Source organism: Pseudomonas coronafaciens pv. oryzae str. 1_6 (assembly GCF_000156995.2).
Lineage (GTDB): Bacteria > Pseudomonadota > Gammaproteobacteria > Pseudomonadales > Pseudomonadaceae > Aquipseudomonas > Aquipseudomonas tremae.
On record NZ_CP046035.1, the window covers coordinates 90,059 to 107,805 of the forward strand.

The following is a 17,747-nucleotide window of genomic DNA, read 5'->3' on the forward strand; positions in this document are numbered from 1 at the left end:
CGCAGTGCTGAATCGATTACCCGAGGGATTTAACAGATGTACGGTATCAAGACGCCCAAGCCTGCGTATCCGCAATGGATGGATGGCTCAGGCGCTCGACAGGTTTCTGATGGATCAGCCTTTGCCCTTGGTGCGTGTCATGTGCGGGCCGCTGTTTTTTTCCAGATATTCGATGATCATCCCGGCCACGTCTTTGCTGGTCGTCACTTCGATGCCTTCCAGGCCGGGAGACGAGTTTACTTCCATTACCAGCGGCCCGTGGTTGGAGCGCAGGATATCCACGCCCGCCACACTCAGCCCCATGACCTTCGCTGCACGTAGCGCAGTCATGCGTTCTTCCGGCGTGATCTTGATCAGGCTGGCGCTGCCGCCACGGTGCAGGTTGGAGCGGAACTCCCCCGGTTTGGCCTGACGTTTCATCGAGGCAATGACCTTGTCACCGACTACGAAGCAGCGAATATCTGCGCCACCTGCTTCCTTGATGTACTCCTGAACCATGATGTCCTGCTTGAGGCCCATGAAGGCCTCGATCACCGATTCTGCTGCGGTGGCGGTTTCACACAGCACCACCCCGATCCCTTGAGTGCCTTCCAGCACCTTGATGACCAGCGGCGCGCCGTTGACCATCTGGATCAGGTCCGGAATATCGTCCGGGGAGTGGGCAAAACCGGTAACAGGCAAGCCGATACCGCGACGTGACAGCAACTGCAGCGAACGCAGCTTGTCCCGCGAGCGGGCAATGGCGACCGATTCATTGAGCGGAAACACGCCCATCATTTCAAACTGGCGCAACACCGCGCAGCCATAGAACGTCACCGAGGCACCGATGCGCGGAATCACCGCGTCGAAGCCTTCCAGGGGTTTGCCGCGATAATGGATCTGCGGCTTGTGGCTGGCGATATTCATGTAGGCGCGCAGGGTGTCGATCACCACCATCTCATGGCCCCGCTCGATACCGGCTTCAACCAGACGACGGGTGGAATACAGACGCGGATTACGCGAAAGCACAGCGATCTTCATGCAACACCTGAGGAAGTAGAGGCCGGGAACACCGGCTTGTCTTGTACATACGTTATGCCCGGATTGACGACCAGCTGGCCGTCTATCAGAGCCTTTGAACCCAGCAGCAGTCGATAGCGCATCGACTTGCGGCACGCCAGTGTGAATTCCACCGGCCAGATAAGATCGCCCAGTGCCAGTGTGGTGCGAATGACGTAGCGCACCTGTGCGTGGCCGTTGGAGCTTTTTATGGTTTTCAAGGCGACCAGCGGCGCTTCGCATCGACGATGCCGTAGCTGAACCACCGTTCCGAGGTGTGCGTTGAAGCGAACCCATTTCTGCCCGTCGCGTTCGAAAGGCTCGATTTCAGTGGCGTGCAGGCTTGAAGTACTTGCGCCGGTATCGATTTTTGCCCGCAGGCCAGCCACCCCCAGGTCGGGCAGCGCTACCCACTCGCGCAGGCCGATAACGGTCAGGTGATCAAATGTCTTCAATGCGATTCCGTATTTTTCAAGGCGTCTTCCAGGCTTTCGGTGTTACCTGAGCCAAGGCTCTGAAGGCAGGTTTGGCGAACAGATAACCCTGCATCAGCACAATGCCGCAGTCGGCGAGAAAATCCCGCTCCTCTATCTGTTCTATGCCTTCTGCGATGACTTTAATCCCCAAGTCCGAACACATTGTGACAACCCCGCGAACAATTGCCTGACGCGCGCGATCACGATGAACATCGCGGATCAGATGCATGTCGAGTTTTATCAGGTCGGGCTGGAAATCAGCGAGCAGCGTCAGGCCTGAATACCCGGCGCCGAAGTCATCGATGGCGGTCATGAAGCCGAACTGTCGATACTCACGCAGGATGTTGCTCAAATGGCCCTTGCTGCACACGTGCTCGCTTTCGATGGTTTCGAAAATCAACCTGTCGATCGGGAAGTCGTGAAGCTTGGCGGCTTCCAGTGTGCTGCGGATGCATAATTCGGGACGATACACGGCATTGGGCAAAAAGTTGATCGATAAACGCTCGGTCATGCCCAGCCTTGCCGCACCGGCAATGGCCGTGGTGCGACACATCTGGTCAAAGCGATAACGGTTCTTGTCATTGACCTGACTCAGCACCGAATACGCGCTCTCGCCATTGGGCCCACGCACCAGCGCTTCATGGGCAAAAGTGGACTGGTCGCGCAGGTCCACGATGGGCTGATAGGCATAGTCGAACGAGAAGCCCAGTTCCGGACTGCCGGTGCAGCCCTCACACCCCTTCCTGGGGGAGGTTAACGAAGTTGGAAATTCTGTCACGTCGCACTCCATGTGAGGTCGGGGCAATACAATGATGAATGGCTGATTTTGACAAGCAAGGATCGGTTACTTCATGTTGGCAGGATGTTGAAACGTTAGCCATCCGAGTGCTGTCAAGTTTCCCGATGAGTCAGATATCGTTCAGACTGCCGCATCGATGAGGAATTCAAATGGCACAAAAGCTTGAAGACGACAAGGTTCGTCTGGACAAATGGTTGTGGGCGGCGCGCTTCTTCAAAACGCGTGCGCTGGCCAAGGCTGCCATCGAAAGCGGCAAGGTGCACTGTCGCGGCGAACGTTGCAAGCCTGGCAAGGAGCCGCGTCTCGGCGATGAATTTCAGATCCGGATGGGCTTCGACGAGCGCACGGTCGTTGTCGAGGCTCTCTCGGTTGTTCGACGAGGCGCGCCGGAAGCCCAGACGCTCTATCGCGAGACGCCAGAGAGCATTACCCGGCGAGAAAATGCAGCGGCTCAGCGCAAGGCCGGCAACCTGGGCGTGACCACCGACGGCAAGCCGACCAAGAAGCAGCGCAGGCAGCTTTTTGATTTCCGCGGTGCCCGGGACAGCGACTGAAAAACCGCCGAATGGCATACCGGACAGTCGCCCAAGCGCGCTTCCAGCTTGGAAGCGCGCCGTATAGCTCCTAAAATGCCGGTCAAACCTTATGGTGCACAGCACTTTCAAATGCCGTTTGGCGCGCTTGCAGCCGACGGCCATCCATTGTCATCAACTCAGATACCCCCTTCCTATGCATGATTTACCGGACACCGATTTCACCCAGCGTTTCATCTTCGACGAAAGCGACGTCCGTGGAGAGCTGGTAGAGCTGGAGCGTAGCTACGCCGAAGTACTGGCCAAGCACCCCTACCCGGAACCTGTCGCGCAGTTGCTTGGCGAGCTGATGGCGGCTGCGGCCTTGTTGGTCGGCACGCTAAAGTTTGACGGCCTGCTGATTCTGCAGGCGCGCTCCAATGGCGCCGTACCGCTGTTGATGGTCGAATGTTCCAGCGAGCGAGAGCTGCGGGGCATTGCCCGGTACGACGAATCGCAGATAACGCCAGGTGCCGGGCTTCAGGACCTGATGCCCGATGGCTCGCTGGCGCTGACTGTCGACCCGCGCAAGGGCAAGCGTTATCAGGGCATCGTAGCGCTGGACGGCGTCGACCTGTCGGCAAGCCTTTCCAACTACTTCGTGATGTCCGAGCAGCTGGGTACGCGTTTCTGGCTCAAGGCTGACGGTCACCGCGCTTGCGGCTTGCTGCTGCAACAGTTGCCTGCCGCGCAGATCACCGACCCTGACGAGCGCTCTGCCAGCTGGGAACACGTCATCACGCTTGCCAACACCCTGTCGGCCGAAGAAATGCTAAGCCTGGACAACGAGACCATCCTGCATCGCCTTTATCACCAGGACCCGGTTCGCCTTTTCGACGTGCAGCCGATCTGCTTCCGCTGCAGCTGCTCGCGCGAGCGGTCCGCCAATGCACTGGTCAGCCTCGGTCTGGAAGATGCGCAGCAACTGGTGATCGAGCATAACGGCCAAATTGAAGTCGACTGCCAGTTCTGCAACGAGCGCTACCTGTTCGATGCCACTGACGTCGCGCAGCTGTTTGCTGGCGGCGGTGTCGATTCGCCATCTGACACGCGCCATTGATCAACGCGTAAAGGCTCTCAGAATACGGTGTGGGCGCCTGTAATGCTGTTCTGACAGGAGGGTCCTACCATTTCTGGGCATTTCTGGCATAATCCGGCCCACTTTTACGCTGTAGTAGTGGTTGTTTTTTTACTACAAAACCGTTTGGAGCACTCGGCTACAGGCCGACGGGGAACCTCATGACGCAAACCAACAACGCTGTGTACACCGATCTGAGCACCGACGAACTGGTCAAGGAAGCCCTTGCCCGTAACGAAGGCGAACTTTCTGACACTGGCGCACTGGTTGTGCAAACGGGCCATCGTACTGGCCGTTCGCCGGTCGATCGTTTCATTGTGGAAGAGCCGAGCACTCAGGACGCCATCGCCTGGGGACCGATCAACCGCAAGTTTCCGGCCGAGAAATTCGATGCTCTGTGGAACCGTGTCGGTGCTTACCTGGCAGAACGTGAGCGTTTCGTTTCCCACGTTCATGTAGGTTCTGATCCTGCGCACTACCTGCCCGTCAAGATGACCACCGAAACCGCGTGGCACAACCTGTTCGGCCGTTGCCTGTTCATCAACCCTGAACAGTACAACCCGGCAGGCAAGGACGAGTGGGAAATCCAGAACGCGCCATGGTTCGTCTGTGACCCTGAGCGTGACGGCACCAATTCCGACGGTACCGTCATCATCAACTTCGCAGCCCGCAAGGTGTTGATTGCAGGCATGCGCTATGCCGGCGAAATGAAGAAAGCCATGTTCTCGGTGCAGAACTTCCTGCTGCCAGCCGTCGATGTGTTGCCGATGCACTGCGCCGCCAACATGGGTGAAGAGGGCGACGTGACGCTGTTCTTCGGTCTGTCCGGTACTGGCAAAACCACCCTGTCCGCCGATGAAAGCCGTTACCTGATCGGTGACGACGAGCACGGTTGGGGTGAAGGCGTGGTGTTCAACATCGAAGGCGGTTGCTACGCCAAGTGCATCGACCTGTCCGAGAAGAACGAGCCGGTCATCTGGAAAGCTATCCAGCACGGTGCTGTACTGGAAAACGTCGTACTCGACCCGGTTACCAAAAAAGCCGACTACGCCGACAGCAGCCTGACCCAGAACAGCCGCGCAGCCTACCCGCGTGAGTTGATCGAAAAACGCGCACCGAAAAATCTCGGTGGCGAGCCGAACGCCGTGATCTTCCTGACCTGCGACCTGACCGGCGTGCTGCCGCCAGTATCCATCCTCAGCGAAGAACAAGCCGCCTACCACTTCCTGTCGGGCTACACCGCACTGGTCGGTTCGACCGAAATGGGTTCGGGTTCGGGCATCAAGTCCACCTTCTCCACCTGCTTCGGCGCCCCGTTCTTCCCGCGTCCGGCTGGCGAATACGCTGAATTGCTGATCAAGCGCATCCGCGGCTTCAAATCCAAGGTGTACTTGGTCAACACCGGTTGGACCGGTGGTGGCTACGGCGTCGGCAAGCGCTTCAACATCCCGACCACTCGCAGCGTGATCGCAGCTATCCAGAGCGGCGCGTTGATCGGTGCCGAAACCGAACACCTCGACACCATCAACCTCGACGTACCGAAACTGGTTCCCGGCGTAGACACCGGCCTACTCAACCCACGCAACACATGGGCTGACAAGGCTGCTTACGACGAAGCGGCCAAAGCACTGGCTGGCCTGTTCGTGGAGAACTTCAAGAAGTTCGACGTGAGCGATGCCATCAAGGCAGCGGGTCCAAAGTTGTAACGGGTAACGTTTAAAAAAACCGCCTTCATCGGGCGGTTTTTTTTGCCTTCGTTTTACGAATTTTAGGATCTGTTATTTATTGTCTTGAACATAAGTTTGGCCAGGTTTTATCACAACCTCCTTTACCAGGGCGTTGAGCTCTTTACTGTGATAGAGATCCAGGCACTTCAGTAAATCAAACTTGACTCCTTTTATTTCAGATTCAACCAGTGGGTTTGTATAGTCTCTGGCCAAATATTTATCAATGAGCGCTTTGACGGCGTCAGGGCTTTTCTCGAAATCATAATAGGCCCATTCGCGTAAAGCAGTGACACTGCTTCCTGCATCCATCGCGGTGCTTTTTTCTCCCTTGTAGGCATTGGCTATACAGGTCGCCAGCACCATATCCCTGTAATTTTGTGCGTAAGTCCTCTCCATTCCTTGGGGGGAGGACTCAGGAGGCGATGCAAAACTTGTGGGCGCGAGGCACGAAAACAATAAACCGACAGCAAAAATAACTCTCATTAACTTAGACTCCAGACGTTTGCTTTTTCTGTACTTTAGTTAGCGCCTGGCTCATTAAAATAGCAGTGATCATAACAAATGTTTCCATCGTATAGCGTTGCATGGCCTGACGCATCCTGCCATCCAGATATTTCAAAAAGTATGAAGCCTTTCTTGTTAGCCAGTGCACCGCCGCCAGTGGGAGGGTACTTAACGACGTCGGGCTTGCCCCACCGTGCTTCCAGAAAATGTATAAGGTTTTTGACGCGGAAGAAATATTGCCGTTGGTCGTTACCGGAAACTGTTTGTCCAGGTGTCTTGGGTATGATCAAGCCCGAATAATCTAATACATAGCTCATTCTGACTGCACACGTATTTTCCCATTAATATTATCTCAAAATACTTAACCTTGTCTCCACCTGCGCGGTGTCAATGATAAGACAACTTCTTTCAAATGTTTGCCTGCACATACTGTTCCGATAATTTTGCAGCTTGCTTTGTCTAAGGCTTTTGTGAAAGTAAAGTCACTTAAAGACGACCTTCCCGAAGAGGTTCCTCCGGAGGAACTTGCTGTGGCCGAGGTGCTTTGGTGCATTTCGAAACCATAGCCAGTAATTTCGATGCAATCTTTATAAGCATCATCCAAAGCTTCACCGGGTATGCCTTCTGTTTTTATATGCGCACCAAATGCCATTTCACTGTTTCCTTGTGTTTTTTACGTTCAAGCAGTGGTGTTCAGAATCAAAAATATCAGGGGGTTTTGTTTGCTGCAAGCGAATAATTAATCTTGTTAATGTTCCGATGTCTACAGCACTGAGTTTGAAAATATCTCAAGTTTGAGAGGTCTTTCCCTGTCTCTTGTGTGAAATTTCCTAGATTATCCAGCAGGTGGCGTTCGATCTCTACTGGACCTAGCCTGTTTTTTGTCATTGTAAACTCAGTAACGACATTGATTAGGCGTATCGCCAGCATCACTCCGGGCCCACTCTAGACCTATCCTAAACCTACTCAAGTCTTGGATAAACGCTGATACTCATATCGACTTAATGCACTGCGCTTCGGCCACTGCTCAGGAAGCCAGTGATCAGCTTAAGGTGTAGGGGCGAAGTATCATGCTAACGTCATCTATTCGCTTTATGAGGCGTCGGCATCGCTTAAGCCATCAATCGCGCATGTCGGGAACTGCCTACTGCCAGGTTTGAAGCGCCAGATCTGCAGTGTGGGTCAAAGCTACGGCCGCGACCGACAGGCCGCTGGCTATGTTGTAATTAAACATCTTCGAGGTCATACGCTCGTGTGACCGCCGGAAATGCGCAGGTAAACGCCTCGATTTGTCGGGAAGTTTGCTTGTCTGGAATACTGGTTTTCGGTTTATGAGGATGAAGGAGGTGGCTGTGAGCGCGGACGAGATTGAGATACGCCGTTTTGTGCCGAGCGATGAGTCAGGTGTATTGGCGCTGATTCTGCCCATTCAGCGCGAGGAATTCGACATAGCCATCACTGCCGAGGATCAGCCTGACCTGAAGGCGATTTCGGTGTTTTATCAGACCGGTGCCGGCGACTTCTGGGTTGCCGTACAAGGCGAGCGCGTGATCGGAAGCATTGCGCTCAAGGACATCGGTTCAGGCCACGCTGCGCTACGAAAGATGTTTGTTGCGGCGTCGTTTCGCGGGCGTGAGTTTTCGGTTGGGGCAAGGTTGCTGGATTGCTTGATCAAGCAATCCATTCTCAGGGGCGTTACTGACATATTCCTGGGCACGACCGACAAATTCCTTGCTGCGCATAGGTTCTATGAAAAGCACGGTTTCAGAGAAATCGCCAAAGAAGCGCTTCCCGCGAGCTTTCCGTTGATCGCCGTGGACAGCAAGTTCTACCTGCTGGAACTCAGCGCAGAGTAGTCGCCTGGCCGCACTGGCGTTGGATCGGCTTAAGCCCACATCCGTGTACTGCTGGCAGCATAAGACGCAGGCGAAACCGCGTGCCCCTTTACGTTTAGGTTTGCTGTATGCCTGACTGGTTTTTAAGTGCGCTGAAAATACCCATGGCCGAGCTGTCACCCGAGGTGATGGTGGCGGCATAGTTGGCAGGGTATTGCGCTTTTTCTATGGGTGGCAGTTGGTCGTAGTGTGCGAGAAGCATGACCAGTGTTTGAGTGCTTTCGCCGGTTTCGTTGTATTCATCAACGTAGCGCTTACCCATCGCTCTGTTCCAGGCTTCTTGTTGAAGATGATTTTCGGACGAAGCCGCGCTTCTTTCATTGATGGTGAAGTCGCCACTTTCGTCATACATGATTAGTCGCAGTTCATCCTGGGATAGGCTCGCGAACGGATTGGTGCCTAATCCATTCCTGAACTGAGTCGCCTGACGGGCTCTTTCCAGGCGTGCCGAGTCGTCGGTGTCTGGAATTTCTGCGTCGTGCAACGTTCTATTGGCGCGGTAACTCGTGCCTGCGATTTTATCGTTAATGGTCTCGGCTAAAGCACGCAGGTCTTTGAAACTGAGGCTGCTATCGCGGGCATCGGCACGTGCTGCAGTGGAACTTAGCTGTCTGGACAACGTCGAGAAGCCAGCGCTGTCAGTCTGAGTTGTAGCAGCGGGCTCTTTTAGGTCCGTACTACGTGTCATTAAGGGAGCGCTTTTTGCGACAGTAGTTATCGTGCTGCTGGTGAGGTGTGTGACAGATACGTTATCAATCATGCTGCGTCCTCGCGGCAGAGGCCAATCCATGGCTTTATATTCACCCTCTGTATCGGCTCGGCAGTAGTCCGCTTTAGTTTTCCGCTTGAAAACGTGCGTGTCAAAATGCAACACGCACGCCCCAGAGCTTATTTCATGGTGAATTCAGCAGCCCACGCATAGGTGGAAAAATTGGTGGCTCGAGACGTGGCCGTGCAGACGGCGCCGCCTTCAGAGTTTGCAGTACGGTTCCATTTTGGCACCTTGGCCCCACCCGCACCGTGAAGCTTTATGAAGGTGGTCGAGAATATACAAACCTTGGAGCCCATGACGTAGCGAACACTGGCGTAACTGGTATCCGGTGAGATCGTGCTTTGCACAGTATAAAAATTCGAATCACCAGGTTGGACATTTGCGGCGATAGCCGTTCTGGCATTCAAATGAGTTGATACCTCGTTACGAGTAACGAATTTATACTCCGCCACCTCGGTGCCCAGGTTCTTGAAGGTGACAGTAACCGGTGGTCCTGCCTGCGCAGCAACCGTTGCGCACAGTGTGGCGAAGGCAAGAGAAGTTAGCAAAAACCTTTTGGTTTTCATACAGTGTAGTCCTTAAGTTAATCAAATAATCTTATGTGTGGTTTTAACAAATCAAGCGCGAGACGTTGCGGCGCAACGATCATTCGTTGCCAGCACCGGTCGTCCAGATTCAAGTCTGTAAGGTAAGAGGTGTGTGCGTGCGCCTGGTGAATGCGCCCGTCAATGGTTTGTTTTCAGATAAGCAAGTAACTACAAAGTAGCGCCATGCGAAAGCACAGGACTGTTGATAAGCGGGTTATCGGCAAGTGCCTGAATTGCCCCGATGAACAAGAGTTTTAGCACAGAGGGCGAGGGAGTAAAGTAGGACGTTTCTGATTGTTTGTTAATCAGTTAATAAACATTATTGCGCTTGTCTTTTAGTGCAGTGTTGGATTAACTGCGCTGGCGGGAGTTATATACCTATGTAGAAAATGCGCCCTACAGAGCTGAAGGGCGCAACAAACTCGTTTCACGTCACCGCATAGAACTTGCGCACATACCCCGTGCTGGTCCACTTGCAGGGTGCGCCTTGGGCGACGAATACGGTGTCGCCTGTGTTCACCGTCAGGCTTGGGCCGTTTTCCAGACTCAGCTCGACGCTGCCTTCTATCAGGTTCATCAGTTCGTGGATCTTGTGCGGACGCGAGATGCGTTCGTAGGGGGTGGAATCCCACACACCGATGCGCAGGGTGCTTGCGGTGTCCTCGAACAAATTGTTGCTGCGGCACTGCGGCAGCGGGCTGATCATGATCGCCGGGTCTGGCGGCGAGGAGGGCGTGAGCATGGCGAGGCGGTCGAGCGGGACGATGCCGGGTTTGTCTGGCCCGCTGGCCTTAGTCGACGTGCAGAACGCCCAGAGGCTGTCCGGTTGTGCTTCGATTTGCACGTGAGTGCCGCGACCGATCACCGCGCTTTCACCGGTGCTGATGGTGATGCGGTGGGTGCCGGAGCTCAGCGTTGCGGACCCGCGATGCATCACGAGCATTTCGGTGTAGGGATAGGCCTCTACTGTTAGTGATGTGCCGAAGTGAACCACACCGGCAGCGATGCCCTGATCATCGATGAACGCCGTGCGACGGCCATTATCGAACGGGTCATGCGCGTCGAGGGGGCCGGCGGTGAATTCGGTGTCTACCGGGCTGAGGTCGGCACGGGCAAGCAGCAATACAGTTGGGTGGGGCATTGACTTGGTTCCTGAGTTTGACGAGTCGATGATCGTTCCCACGCTCTGGCGTGGTAATCCCTTTCGTGACGCTCTGCGTCACATGTTCAAGGCCGGACGCAGCGCGTCCGGAGCTGCTTGCCAGCGCGGAGCATTGGCAAGACAGTGTTCTTGAGCTGGCTCCTAACCGATTGCCTGAGTAATCAGCGCAAACTGGCGCACGCCCTGGCTGGGTTGCGGCACTGCGCCCATGCTCATGCAGGTCACGCTGTCGACGCGCTTGAGGCCCGCCTCTTCCAGCCAGTCGCCCAGGCCACACTCGGCCGGGATATCGATGCGAACGAAGGCGTAGGGCACTTTGGTCAGCAATTGCCCGATCATGTGCCGGGCCTGATCGACTGTCTGGGCAACCACCGGACCAATGCACAGGCCACGGCCGAATGGGCGGAGTAAAGCGAAGGCCTGCAGTTGGCCGTCACGTTCGATACCGACGGCATGTTCGATGTCGTTCAGCAAATCGCCCAGCGTGACTGAGCGATCCATGCCCGAACCGGCGTTTGCCAGTTCCAGCACGCGAGGATGGTCAGCTTCGCTGAGGGCGCGACAGTCTTCCCCGGCGTTCAACCCGGTCGGTGTCGGTTGTTGCGCCTGACCCTGGCGCTGGTGAACCTCGCCAAAGCTGACGAACCCCATTTTTTCGTACAGTGGCGCGCCTGCCAGCGTCGCGTTGAGCACGGCGGTACGCGGTGGAACGCTGCCTACCGCCATCTCCATCAACTTGCGACCAATGCCCTTGCCCTGATAGTCATCGCTGACGATAACCAGCCCGATGGTCGAGAATTTACCCTGATGGCAGGCGAACGCACTGCCGATCAAACGGCCGTTATGTAACGCGACGAAGCCCTGCGCGACACGTTGCAGCATGGCCCAGTCTTCAAGTCGATGCGGCCACTTCAAGGCGATGGACAATTCATGAGCGTTGCCGACGTCGGCTGCGGTCATGGGGCGGTATTCAAAGTCGAGGCGTTGCTGAGCGAGCATGACGTGTCTCCGTCCAGAAGAATGCACAGGCAATAAAAAGATACTGCAGACGTGCTGTATCCCACCTGCGGCGAGAGGTGACAAGAGGCGGGCGAGCATTCGGCAGATTCCGCAAACCACCGTTCGCCAGACCACAGTTACTGCTTAAATGAGTCGAAGACCCGGCAGCAAATGCTTGTGGTTTTTCGTGCCGATGAAGCTCTATATATATAGCTGTCGGATTTTGCTCTCTCACTAATCAGCATGGCGGCGCAGGTTCTGCGGTGCAAAGCCGCGTGCTTGAGCCTGAGCGCCCTGAAAAGGGTCAAAAAGGCACTGAAAACCGGGGTTTGCCCAAGGCTGGAGCGCCCCGCAAAGTCTGCTGAGCGCATGCCTCAAAACGGTGGTTTCTATCAAGCAGCCATCACTTTTAACGCCATATGCTGATTTCACGGTGTTGTAATGAGGGTGTGCTGCAGCGTGCATCACCGCCCTTGAGACGAGGTCGGACTGCTCGTCATGCCATGACCTCAACAAACCTTCAGGACCGCACACAATGAGCTTTCTTCGACCAAAATTCATTACGTTCGACTGCTACGGCACCTTGACCAATTTCCACATGGGCACCATGACGCGCGAGCTCTTCGCCGACCGCGTTCCGGCTGAACAAATGGATCAGTTCGTCAAGGATTTCTCGGCGTATCGCCTGGACCAGGTCATGGGTGACTGGATGCCTTATGACGAAATCCTGAAAGTCGCACTGGCTCGTACCTGCAAGCGCTGGAACGTTGAATACCGTGAAGAAGGCCAGCTCTATTACGACGCCGTGCCGACTTGGGGCCCGCATGCCGACGTGCCGGCCGGTCTGTCGAAAATCGCCGACAAGATCCCCTTGGTGATTTTCTCCAACGCCAGCGACAGCCAGATCATGTCCAACGTCGAGAAACTCGGCGCTCCTTTCCACAAGGTCTTCACCGCTGAACAGGCCCAGGCCTACAAGCCCCGTCTGGCTGCTTTTGAGTTCATGCTCGACAACCTGGGTTGCGGTCCGGACGACATCTTGCATGTGTCTTCCAGCTTCCGTTACGACCTGTTCTCGGCTCACGACATGAAAATCAGAAACAAGGCGTTTGTGGCTCGAGGCCACGAGCAACCAGCCAACAGCTCCTACGAATACCACCAGATCCCGGACATCGGCGGTCTGGCCGGGCTGGTAGGCTTTTAAGCCAGGCGCACTGGCAACACCGGCATTTTTCAAGGTGCTCTTCAATGAGTGAGAAGGGGAACAGAATGCGCAGTGAGTCTTACTGGCTCGACACAGCTCCAGATTTTACCGGCGCGCAAGATGGCGCAGTGGAGGGGCAAGCTGACGTGGTGGTGGTCGGTGGTGGTTTTACCGGGCTCGCGGCAGCACGTGCATTGGCCTTGAAAGGTGCCAGCGTGGTGGTTCTGGAATCTGGTCGGGTGATCGGCGAAGCGTCTGGCCGCAATGGCGGGCAGTGCAATACCGGTGTGGCTCAGGACTATGCCTCTTTGAGCACGACCCTGGGTGCCGATCAGGCGCGTGAGTATTACAAGGCTTATGAAAGCGCGGTGCAGAGCGTCGTGAACGTGATCGAGCAGGAAAGCATTGCCTGTGACATCAAGCGTAACGGCAAGCTCAAGCTGGCCGCCAAGCCTGGGCATTACGAAGGTCTGGCGCGCACCTGCGAGTTGATACGCCGTGAGGTCGATCCGGACGTCGAGCTGCTTTCGGCTCAAGACGTACGCAGCGAAATCGGTTCAAACGAATTTCACGGTGGCCTGCTGCAGCGCAACGGCGTGCAGATGCACGTTGGTCGTTTTGGCCTGGGCCTTGCTGATGCCGCTGTGCGTCATGGCGCACGGGTGTATCAGGGCGCTACGGTGAAGGACTGGAAAGCCAACCGTGGCGGCTTCGTGGTAAACACTTCAAAGGGCTCGATTCAGGCCGGCCAAGTGTTGCTGGCGACGGGTGCCTGTCAGCATGGCGGGCTGGGCTGGTATCGGCGTCGCATCGTGCCGGTCGGCAGTTTTGTGATTGTCACCGAAGTGTTGCCGCAGGCGCTGATCAATCAGTTGTTCCCCCATCAGCGTGCTTACGTGACCAGTCGCTTGATCGGCAACTATTTCCGCCTCACACCGGATAACCGTTTGCTGTTCGGCGGTCGGGCGCGCTTTGCCATGTCCAACAGCAGCTCCGACGCCAAAAGCGGCAAGGTGCTGCAAGCGGCGATGGTGCAGATGTTCCCGCAGCTGGCGCACGTCAAGGTCGACTATTGCTGGGGCGGACTGGTGGACATGACTTCCGATCGTTTGCCGCGTGCAGGCGAACACGACGGCGTCTTCTACTCGATGGGCTACAGCGGTCATGGTGTGCAGATGTCGGTACACATGGGCAAGGTGATGGCCGAGGTCATGGAAGGCAAGGCGCAAGCCAACCCCTGGAAAGACCTGAAGTGGTCCGCCATTCCCGGCCACTTCGGCAAGCCCTGGTTTCTGCCTTTGGTAGGCGCTTATTACCGCTATCAGGACAGCCGCCACTGATTTTTCGTTTGACCGTCGTTGTGTGTGCATGAAGGACGCTCCGGCCAACCGTGAGCAACTCGGAATTTCCCCTTTTCGACAGGTAGAACTGATATGACTGACAAAAAAAACGACTCCACGTTGATCACAGGCGAAGACAGCCTGCGGGTTTTCGAAGGGCTCAATCGCGGTCTGTCACGTCGCGATGCGCTGCGCATGCTGGGCGTTGCAGGTGTGGTCGCAGCCGGCTCCACCAGCCTGTTCAGCGCGGCGGGTAAAGTCTTTGCCGATGACGCGGATGCTCCGGTCAAAGGTAAGCCGGGCGGTCGCATTCGGGTTGCCGGCATGTCCAGCTCCACGGCCGATACACTCGACCCGGCCAAGGGCGCGCTGTCCACCGACTATGTTCGCCATTTCATGTTCTACAACGGTCTTACCCGTTTCGACAGCCATCTGGTTCCGCACATGGAGCTGGCCGAGAAGATCGAAAGCGACAACGCCACAGTCTGGACCGTGACCTTGCGTAAGGGCGTGACTTTCCACAACGGCAAGGCATTGACTGCTGGCGACGTGGTGTTCTCTCTGTCGCGTCACAAGGACCCGGCCACCGGCTCGAAAGTGTTGCCACTGATGGCGCAGTTTTCCGAGATCAAGGCCACCGGCCCGATGGAAGTGCAGATCACCCTCAGTTCGCCAAATGCCGAGCTGCCGTCGATCCTCGCGGTATCGCATTTGCTGATCGTGCCCGAAGGCACCACCGATTTCAGCAAAGGCATCGGCACCGGCCCGTTCACCGTCAAGGAGTTCAACCCTGGCGTGCGTTCGGTCAGTGCGCGCAACCCCAACTACTGGAAGCCGGGCCTGCCCTACCTGGATGAGATCGAGTTCATCGCGATTGCCGACGAACCATCGCGGGTCAACGCTTTGCTGTCCGGCGACGTACACATGATTAACGAGGTCAACCCGCGCTCCACCTCGCGCATTGCGGCCAGTTCCACGCACCGTGTGGTCGATGCGCCGTCCGGCAACTACACCGACCTGATCATTCGTCAGGATCAGATGCCCGGCAAGAGCCCGGAATTTACCGAGGCGATGAAATACCTGCTGGACCGCGAACAGGTCAAGTCGGCGGTGTTCCGTGGTTATGCACGCGTCGGCAACGACCATCCGATCTCGCCTGGCTCGCGCTACTTCAACGCGGATCTGCCGCAGCGTGCCTACGATCCCGAGAAAGCCAAATTCCTGCTCAAGAAAGCCGGTATGGAAAGTATCACCATGGCCGTGGCGGCATCGCCTGCTGCGACCGGTTCGGTGGACATTGCGGTGCTGCTGCAACAGTCGGCCAAGCAGGCTGGTCTGACCCTCAACGTCAACCGTCTGCCAAGCGACGGCTACTGGTCCAACCACTGGATGAAGCATCCGCTGAGCTTCGGCAACATCAACCCGCGCCCGAACGCCGACGTGATCTTCTCGCAGTTCTTCCAGTCCACCGCGCCATGGAACGAATCCGGCTGGAAGAATGATCAGTTCGACCAGTTGCTGATGCTGGCCCGTGGCGAAACCGACGACACCAAACGCGCCAAGATGTATGGCGACATGCAGACGCTGGTCAGCCAGAACTGCGGCGTCGGCATCCCGGTTTTCATCAGCAATATCGATGGTGTGGACAAGCGTATCCAGGGCTATTCCAGCAACCCGCTGGGCGGCTTCATGGGTTACATGTTCAGCGAGCAGGTGTGGCTGGACGCGTAAATGAAACGCTGAATCGAGCGGGAGGATGCAGATGAATAGCAACACACTCTGGTTGATCGTGCAGCGCTTCGGCGCGGCGATCGTGACGTTGTTGATCGTTTCCATCGTGGTTTTCGCCATTACGGCGGTGCTGCCTGGAGACGCTGCGCAACAGGCTCTTGGGCAATTTGCGACGCCTGAACAAGTCGCGGCATTGCGGACAAAACTGGGCCTGGATCAACCCGGTGTGGTGCGTTATCTGCATTGGTTGACCAATCTGCTCGGTGGCAACTTCGGTGAGTCCGTTTCCAACGCGATGCCGGTTTCCGAGCTGATTGCAGGGCGTTTTCCCAAGACCCTGATGCTGTCGGCAACCACCGCGCTGGTGTCGGTGCCTGTCGCTCTGGCGTTGGGCATTGGTGCCGCGATGTATCGCGGCAGTCGTCTGGACAGCGCCCTGAACTTCATCACGCTGACGCTGGTGGCGGTGCCCGAGTTTCTGGTGGCAACCCTGGCGGTGCTGATTTTCGCCGTCAACCTGGGCTGGCTCTCAGCTCTGTCGTATGGCGGCGATGTCAGTTCACCCTGGCAGTTCATGCGCACCTACGCATTGCCGGTCATGACCCTGTGCTGCGTAATCGTGGCGCAGATGGCGCGCATGACACGTGCTGCAGTCATCGACCAACTGGACAGCCCTTATGTGGAAATGGCGCGCCTCAAGGGCGTCGGACCGGTTCGCATCGTATTGCGTCACGCACTGCCGAACGCCATCGGGCCGATCGTCAATGCAGTGGCCTTGAGCCTTTCCTACTTGCTGGGCGGGGTGGTCATCGTTGAAACCATCTTCAACTATCCCGGTATTGCCAGCCTGATGGTCGATGCCGTGACCAACCGAGACATGGCGCTGGTTCAGGGCTGCACCATGCTGTTCTGTTCCGCTTACCTGGGTCTGGTGCTGATGGCCGACCTGTGTGCAATTCTTTCTAACCCGAGGCTGAGAACCCAATGACTGAATTCATTGCGAAATCGACGCCTGTTGCGGCGGAACCGATGCCGAGCAAAAAAGTGTCCCGGCCGACCTCCTGGTTGGGCCTGTTGGGCGCGACGGTGTGCTTCATCTGGCTGATGGTCGCGCTGTTCGGACCCTGGCTCGCGCCGCATCCGGTGGGTGAGGTGGTTTCCGACAACATGTTCGAAAACATCAGCGCTGCTTACCCCTTTGGTACTGACTACCTGGGCCGCGACATGCTCAGCCGGGTACTGGTCGGCGCGCGCTTCACGGTGGGCCTGGCCTTGATTTCTGCCGTGTTGGCCAGTGGTCTCGGCACATTGTGCGCGCTGCTGTCGGTGGTCGCGCCCAAGTGGCTGGACGAAGTTATCAGTCGCCTGATGGATGCGTTCATCTCGATCCCCAGCAAGATGCTGGCGCTGATCATGGTGTCGGCATTCGGATCGTCTGAAGTCTTGCTGATCTGCACGGCGGTGCTCAGTTACACGCCGGGTGCATTTCGTATTGCGCGCAGCCTGGCGGTGAATATCGAAGCGCTGGAATACGTGCAGGTAGCGCGTACCCGAGGCGAAGGCCGCATTTATATTGCCTGTCGGGAGATCCTGCCGAATATGCTCAACCCGGTCATGACTGACTTGGGGCTGCGCTTCGGTTTCATTGTGTTGCTGCTCAGCGGCATGAGCTTTCTGGGGCTCGGCGTGCAACCGCCCGACGCCGACCTTGGTTCGCTGGTGCGCGAAAACATCGGCGGCCTCAGTCAGGGCGCTCCGGCCATCGTGATTCCTGCGCTGGCGATCGGTACGCTGACCATCGGTGTCAACCTTTTCATCGACCGGTTGGCTTCACGGCGCGGTCGCCGTTCGGGAGGGCATTGA

17 protein-coding genes and 2 pseudogenes are annotated in these 17,747 nt (G+C 56.5%); 9 read left to right on the plus strand and 10 right to left on the minus strand.

Annotated features, from left to right (window positions below; translation table 11 throughout):
- Window positions 1-114: 114 nt before the first annotated feature.
- The 3 genes from rimK to rimA are packed head-to-tail and all read right to left on the minus strand — an operon-like array spanning window position 115 to window position 2,292.
- Complete coding sequence (gene rimK, locus POR16_RS00445) at window positions 115-1,020, minus strand: 30S ribosomal protein S6--L-glutamate ligase (RefSeq protein ID WP_003318100.1); 906 nt, start codon at window positions 1,018-1,020, stop codon at window positions 115-117.
- Window positions 1,017-1,493 carry a retropepsin-like aspartic endopeptidase RimB gene (gene rimB, locus POR16_RS00450; protein ID WP_005887802.1) on the minus strand — a complete coding sequence of 159 codons (477 nt, stop codon included), beginning with the start codon at window positions 1,491-1,493 and terminating at the stop codon, window positions 1,017-1,019. The genes rimK and rimB overlap by 4 nt, the downstream gene beginning before the upstream one ends.
- A gap of 16 nt (window positions 1,494-1,509) precedes the next feature.
- Window positions 1,510-2,292 carry a S6 modification regulatory phosphodiesterase RimA gene (gene rimA / locus POR16_RS00455; RefSeq protein WP_005887804.1) on the minus strand — a complete coding sequence of 261 codons (783 nt, stop codon included), beginning with the start codon at window positions 2,290-2,292 and terminating at the stop codon, window positions 1,510-1,512.
- A 170-nt stretch (window positions 2,293-2,462) separates the two neighbouring features.
- On the opposite strand from rimA, the gene POR16_RS00460 reads away from it, so the two are divergent.
- The 3 genes from POR16_RS00460 (at window position 2,463) to POR16_RS00470 (ending at window position 5,669) form a co-directional block, all read left to right on the plus strand.
- Window positions 2,463-2,867, plus strand: a complete 405-nt coding sequence (locus POR16_RS00460; RefSeq protein WP_005887806.1) for an RNA-binding S4 domain-containing protein — start codon at window positions 2,463-2,465, stop codon at window positions 2,865-2,867.
- A gap of 175 nt (window positions 2,868-3,042) precedes the next feature.
- Window positions 3,043-3,945 (plus strand): Hsp33 family molecular chaperone HslO, encoded by a 903-nt coding sequence (hslO, locus tag POR16_RS00465; RefSeq protein ID WP_005887807.1) that lies wholly within the window; start codon window positions 3,043-3,045, stop codon window positions 3,943-3,945.
- A 179-nt stretch (window positions 3,946-4,124) separates the two neighbouring features.
- Window positions 4,125-5,669: a phosphoenolpyruvate carboxykinase gene (locus tag POR16_RS00470; RefSeq protein ID WP_005887809.1), complete on the plus strand. Its 1,545-nt coding sequence runs from the start codon at window positions 4,125-4,127 to the stop codon at window positions 5,667-5,669.
- A gap of 72 nt (window positions 5,670-5,741) precedes the next feature.
- Here the strand turns inward: POR16_RS00470 and POR16_RS00475 are convergent, their stop codons facing one another.
- The 3 genes and pseudogenes from POR16_RS00475 to POR16_RS26110 all read right to left on the minus strand — a co-directional run.
- Window positions 5,742-6,173, minus strand: coding sequence for a type VI secretion system amidase immunity protein Tai4 (locus POR16_RS00475; RefSeq protein ID WP_122381194.1), 432 nt, complete (start codon window positions 6,171-6,173; stop codon window positions 5,742-5,744).
- A gap of 35 nt (window positions 6,174-6,208) precedes the next feature.
- Window positions 6,209-6,535: pseudogene (locus tag POR16_RS00480) on the minus strand (type VI secretion system amidase effector protein Tae4); the annotation flags it as partial.
- A 1-nt stretch (window position 6,536) separates the two neighbouring features.
- Window positions 6,537-6,846: pseudogene (locus tag POR16_RS26110) on the minus strand (type VI secretion system tube protein Hcp); the annotation flags it as partial.
- A gap of 685 nt (window positions 6,847-7,531) precedes the next feature.
- Here POR16_RS26110 and POR16_RS00490 point away from each other — a divergent pair.
- Complete coding sequence (locus POR16_RS00490) at window positions 7,532-8,050, plus strand: GNAT family N-acetyltransferase (protein ID WP_304665143.1); 519 nt, start codon at window positions 7,532-7,534, stop codon at window positions 8,048-8,050.
- A 94-nt stretch (window positions 8,051-8,144) separates the two neighbouring features.
- Here POR16_RS00490 and POR16_RS00495 read toward each other — a convergent pair whose 3' ends face one another.
- The 4 genes from POR16_RS00495 to POR16_RS00510 all read right to left on the minus strand — a co-directional run bounded on the left by POR16_RS00495 (window position 8,145) and on the right by POR16_RS00510 (window position 11,609).
- On the minus strand, window positions 8,145-8,849 hold the full coding sequence (locus POR16_RS00495; RefSeq protein WP_024690705.1) for a hypothetical protein: 705 nt from the start codon (window positions 8,847-8,849) through the stop codon (window positions 8,145-8,147).
- A gap of 128 nt (window positions 8,850-8,977) precedes the next feature.
- Complete coding sequence (locus POR16_RS00500; protein ID WP_005887820.1) at window positions 8,978-9,427, minus strand: hypothetical protein; 450 nt, start codon at window positions 9,425-9,427, stop codon at window positions 8,978-8,980.
- A gap of 448 nt (window positions 9,428-9,875) precedes the next feature.
- Entirely contained in the window at window positions 9,876-10,589 is a 714-nt protein-coding gene (locus POR16_RS00505; protein WP_005887822.1) for a cupin domain-containing protein, read from the minus strand.
- 162 nt (window positions 10,590-10,751) lie between these two features.
- Window positions 10,752-11,609 carry a GNAT family N-acetyltransferase gene (locus POR16_RS00510; protein WP_005887824.1) on the minus strand — a complete coding sequence of 286 codons (858 nt, stop codon included), beginning with the start codon at window positions 11,607-11,609 and terminating at the stop codon, window positions 10,752-10,754.
- A 535-nt stretch (window positions 11,610-12,144) separates the two neighbouring features.
- Here POR16_RS00510 and POR16_RS00520 point away from each other — a divergent pair.
- The 5 genes from POR16_RS00520 (at window position 12,145) to POR16_RS00540 (ending at window position 17,747) form a co-directional block, all read left to right on the plus strand.
- Complete coding sequence (locus tag POR16_RS00520) at window positions 12,145-12,813, plus strand: haloacid dehalogenase type II (RefSeq protein ID WP_005887827.1); 669 nt, start codon at window positions 12,145-12,147, stop codon at window positions 12,811-12,813.
- 65 nt (window positions 12,814-12,878) lie between these two features.
- On the plus strand, window positions 12,879-14,153 hold the full coding sequence (locus tag POR16_RS00525) for an NAD(P)/FAD-dependent oxidoreductase (RefSeq protein WP_005887829.1): 1,275 nt from the start codon (window positions 12,879-12,881) through the stop codon (window positions 14,151-14,153).
- 93 nt (window positions 14,154-14,246) lie between these two features.
- The gene (locus POR16_RS00530) at window positions 14,247-15,884 is read left to right on the plus strand and encodes an ABC transporter substrate-binding protein (protein WP_005887831.1); all 1,638 of its coding nucleotides are present in this window, start codon (window positions 14,247-14,249) and stop codon (window positions 15,882-15,884) included.
- Window positions 15,885-15,915: 31 nt separating this feature from the next.
- The gene (locus POR16_RS00535) at window positions 15,916-16,872 is read left to right on the plus strand and encodes an ABC transporter permease (protein ID WP_005887833.1); all 957 of its coding nucleotides are present in this window, start codon (window positions 15,916-15,918) and stop codon (window positions 16,870-16,872) included.
- Window positions 16,869-17,747, plus strand: coding sequence for an ABC transporter permease (locus tag POR16_RS00540; RefSeq protein ID WP_005887835.1), 879 nt, complete (start codon window positions 16,869-16,871; stop codon window positions 17,745-17,747). The genes POR16_RS00535 and POR16_RS00540 overlap by 4 nt, the downstream gene beginning before the upstream one ends.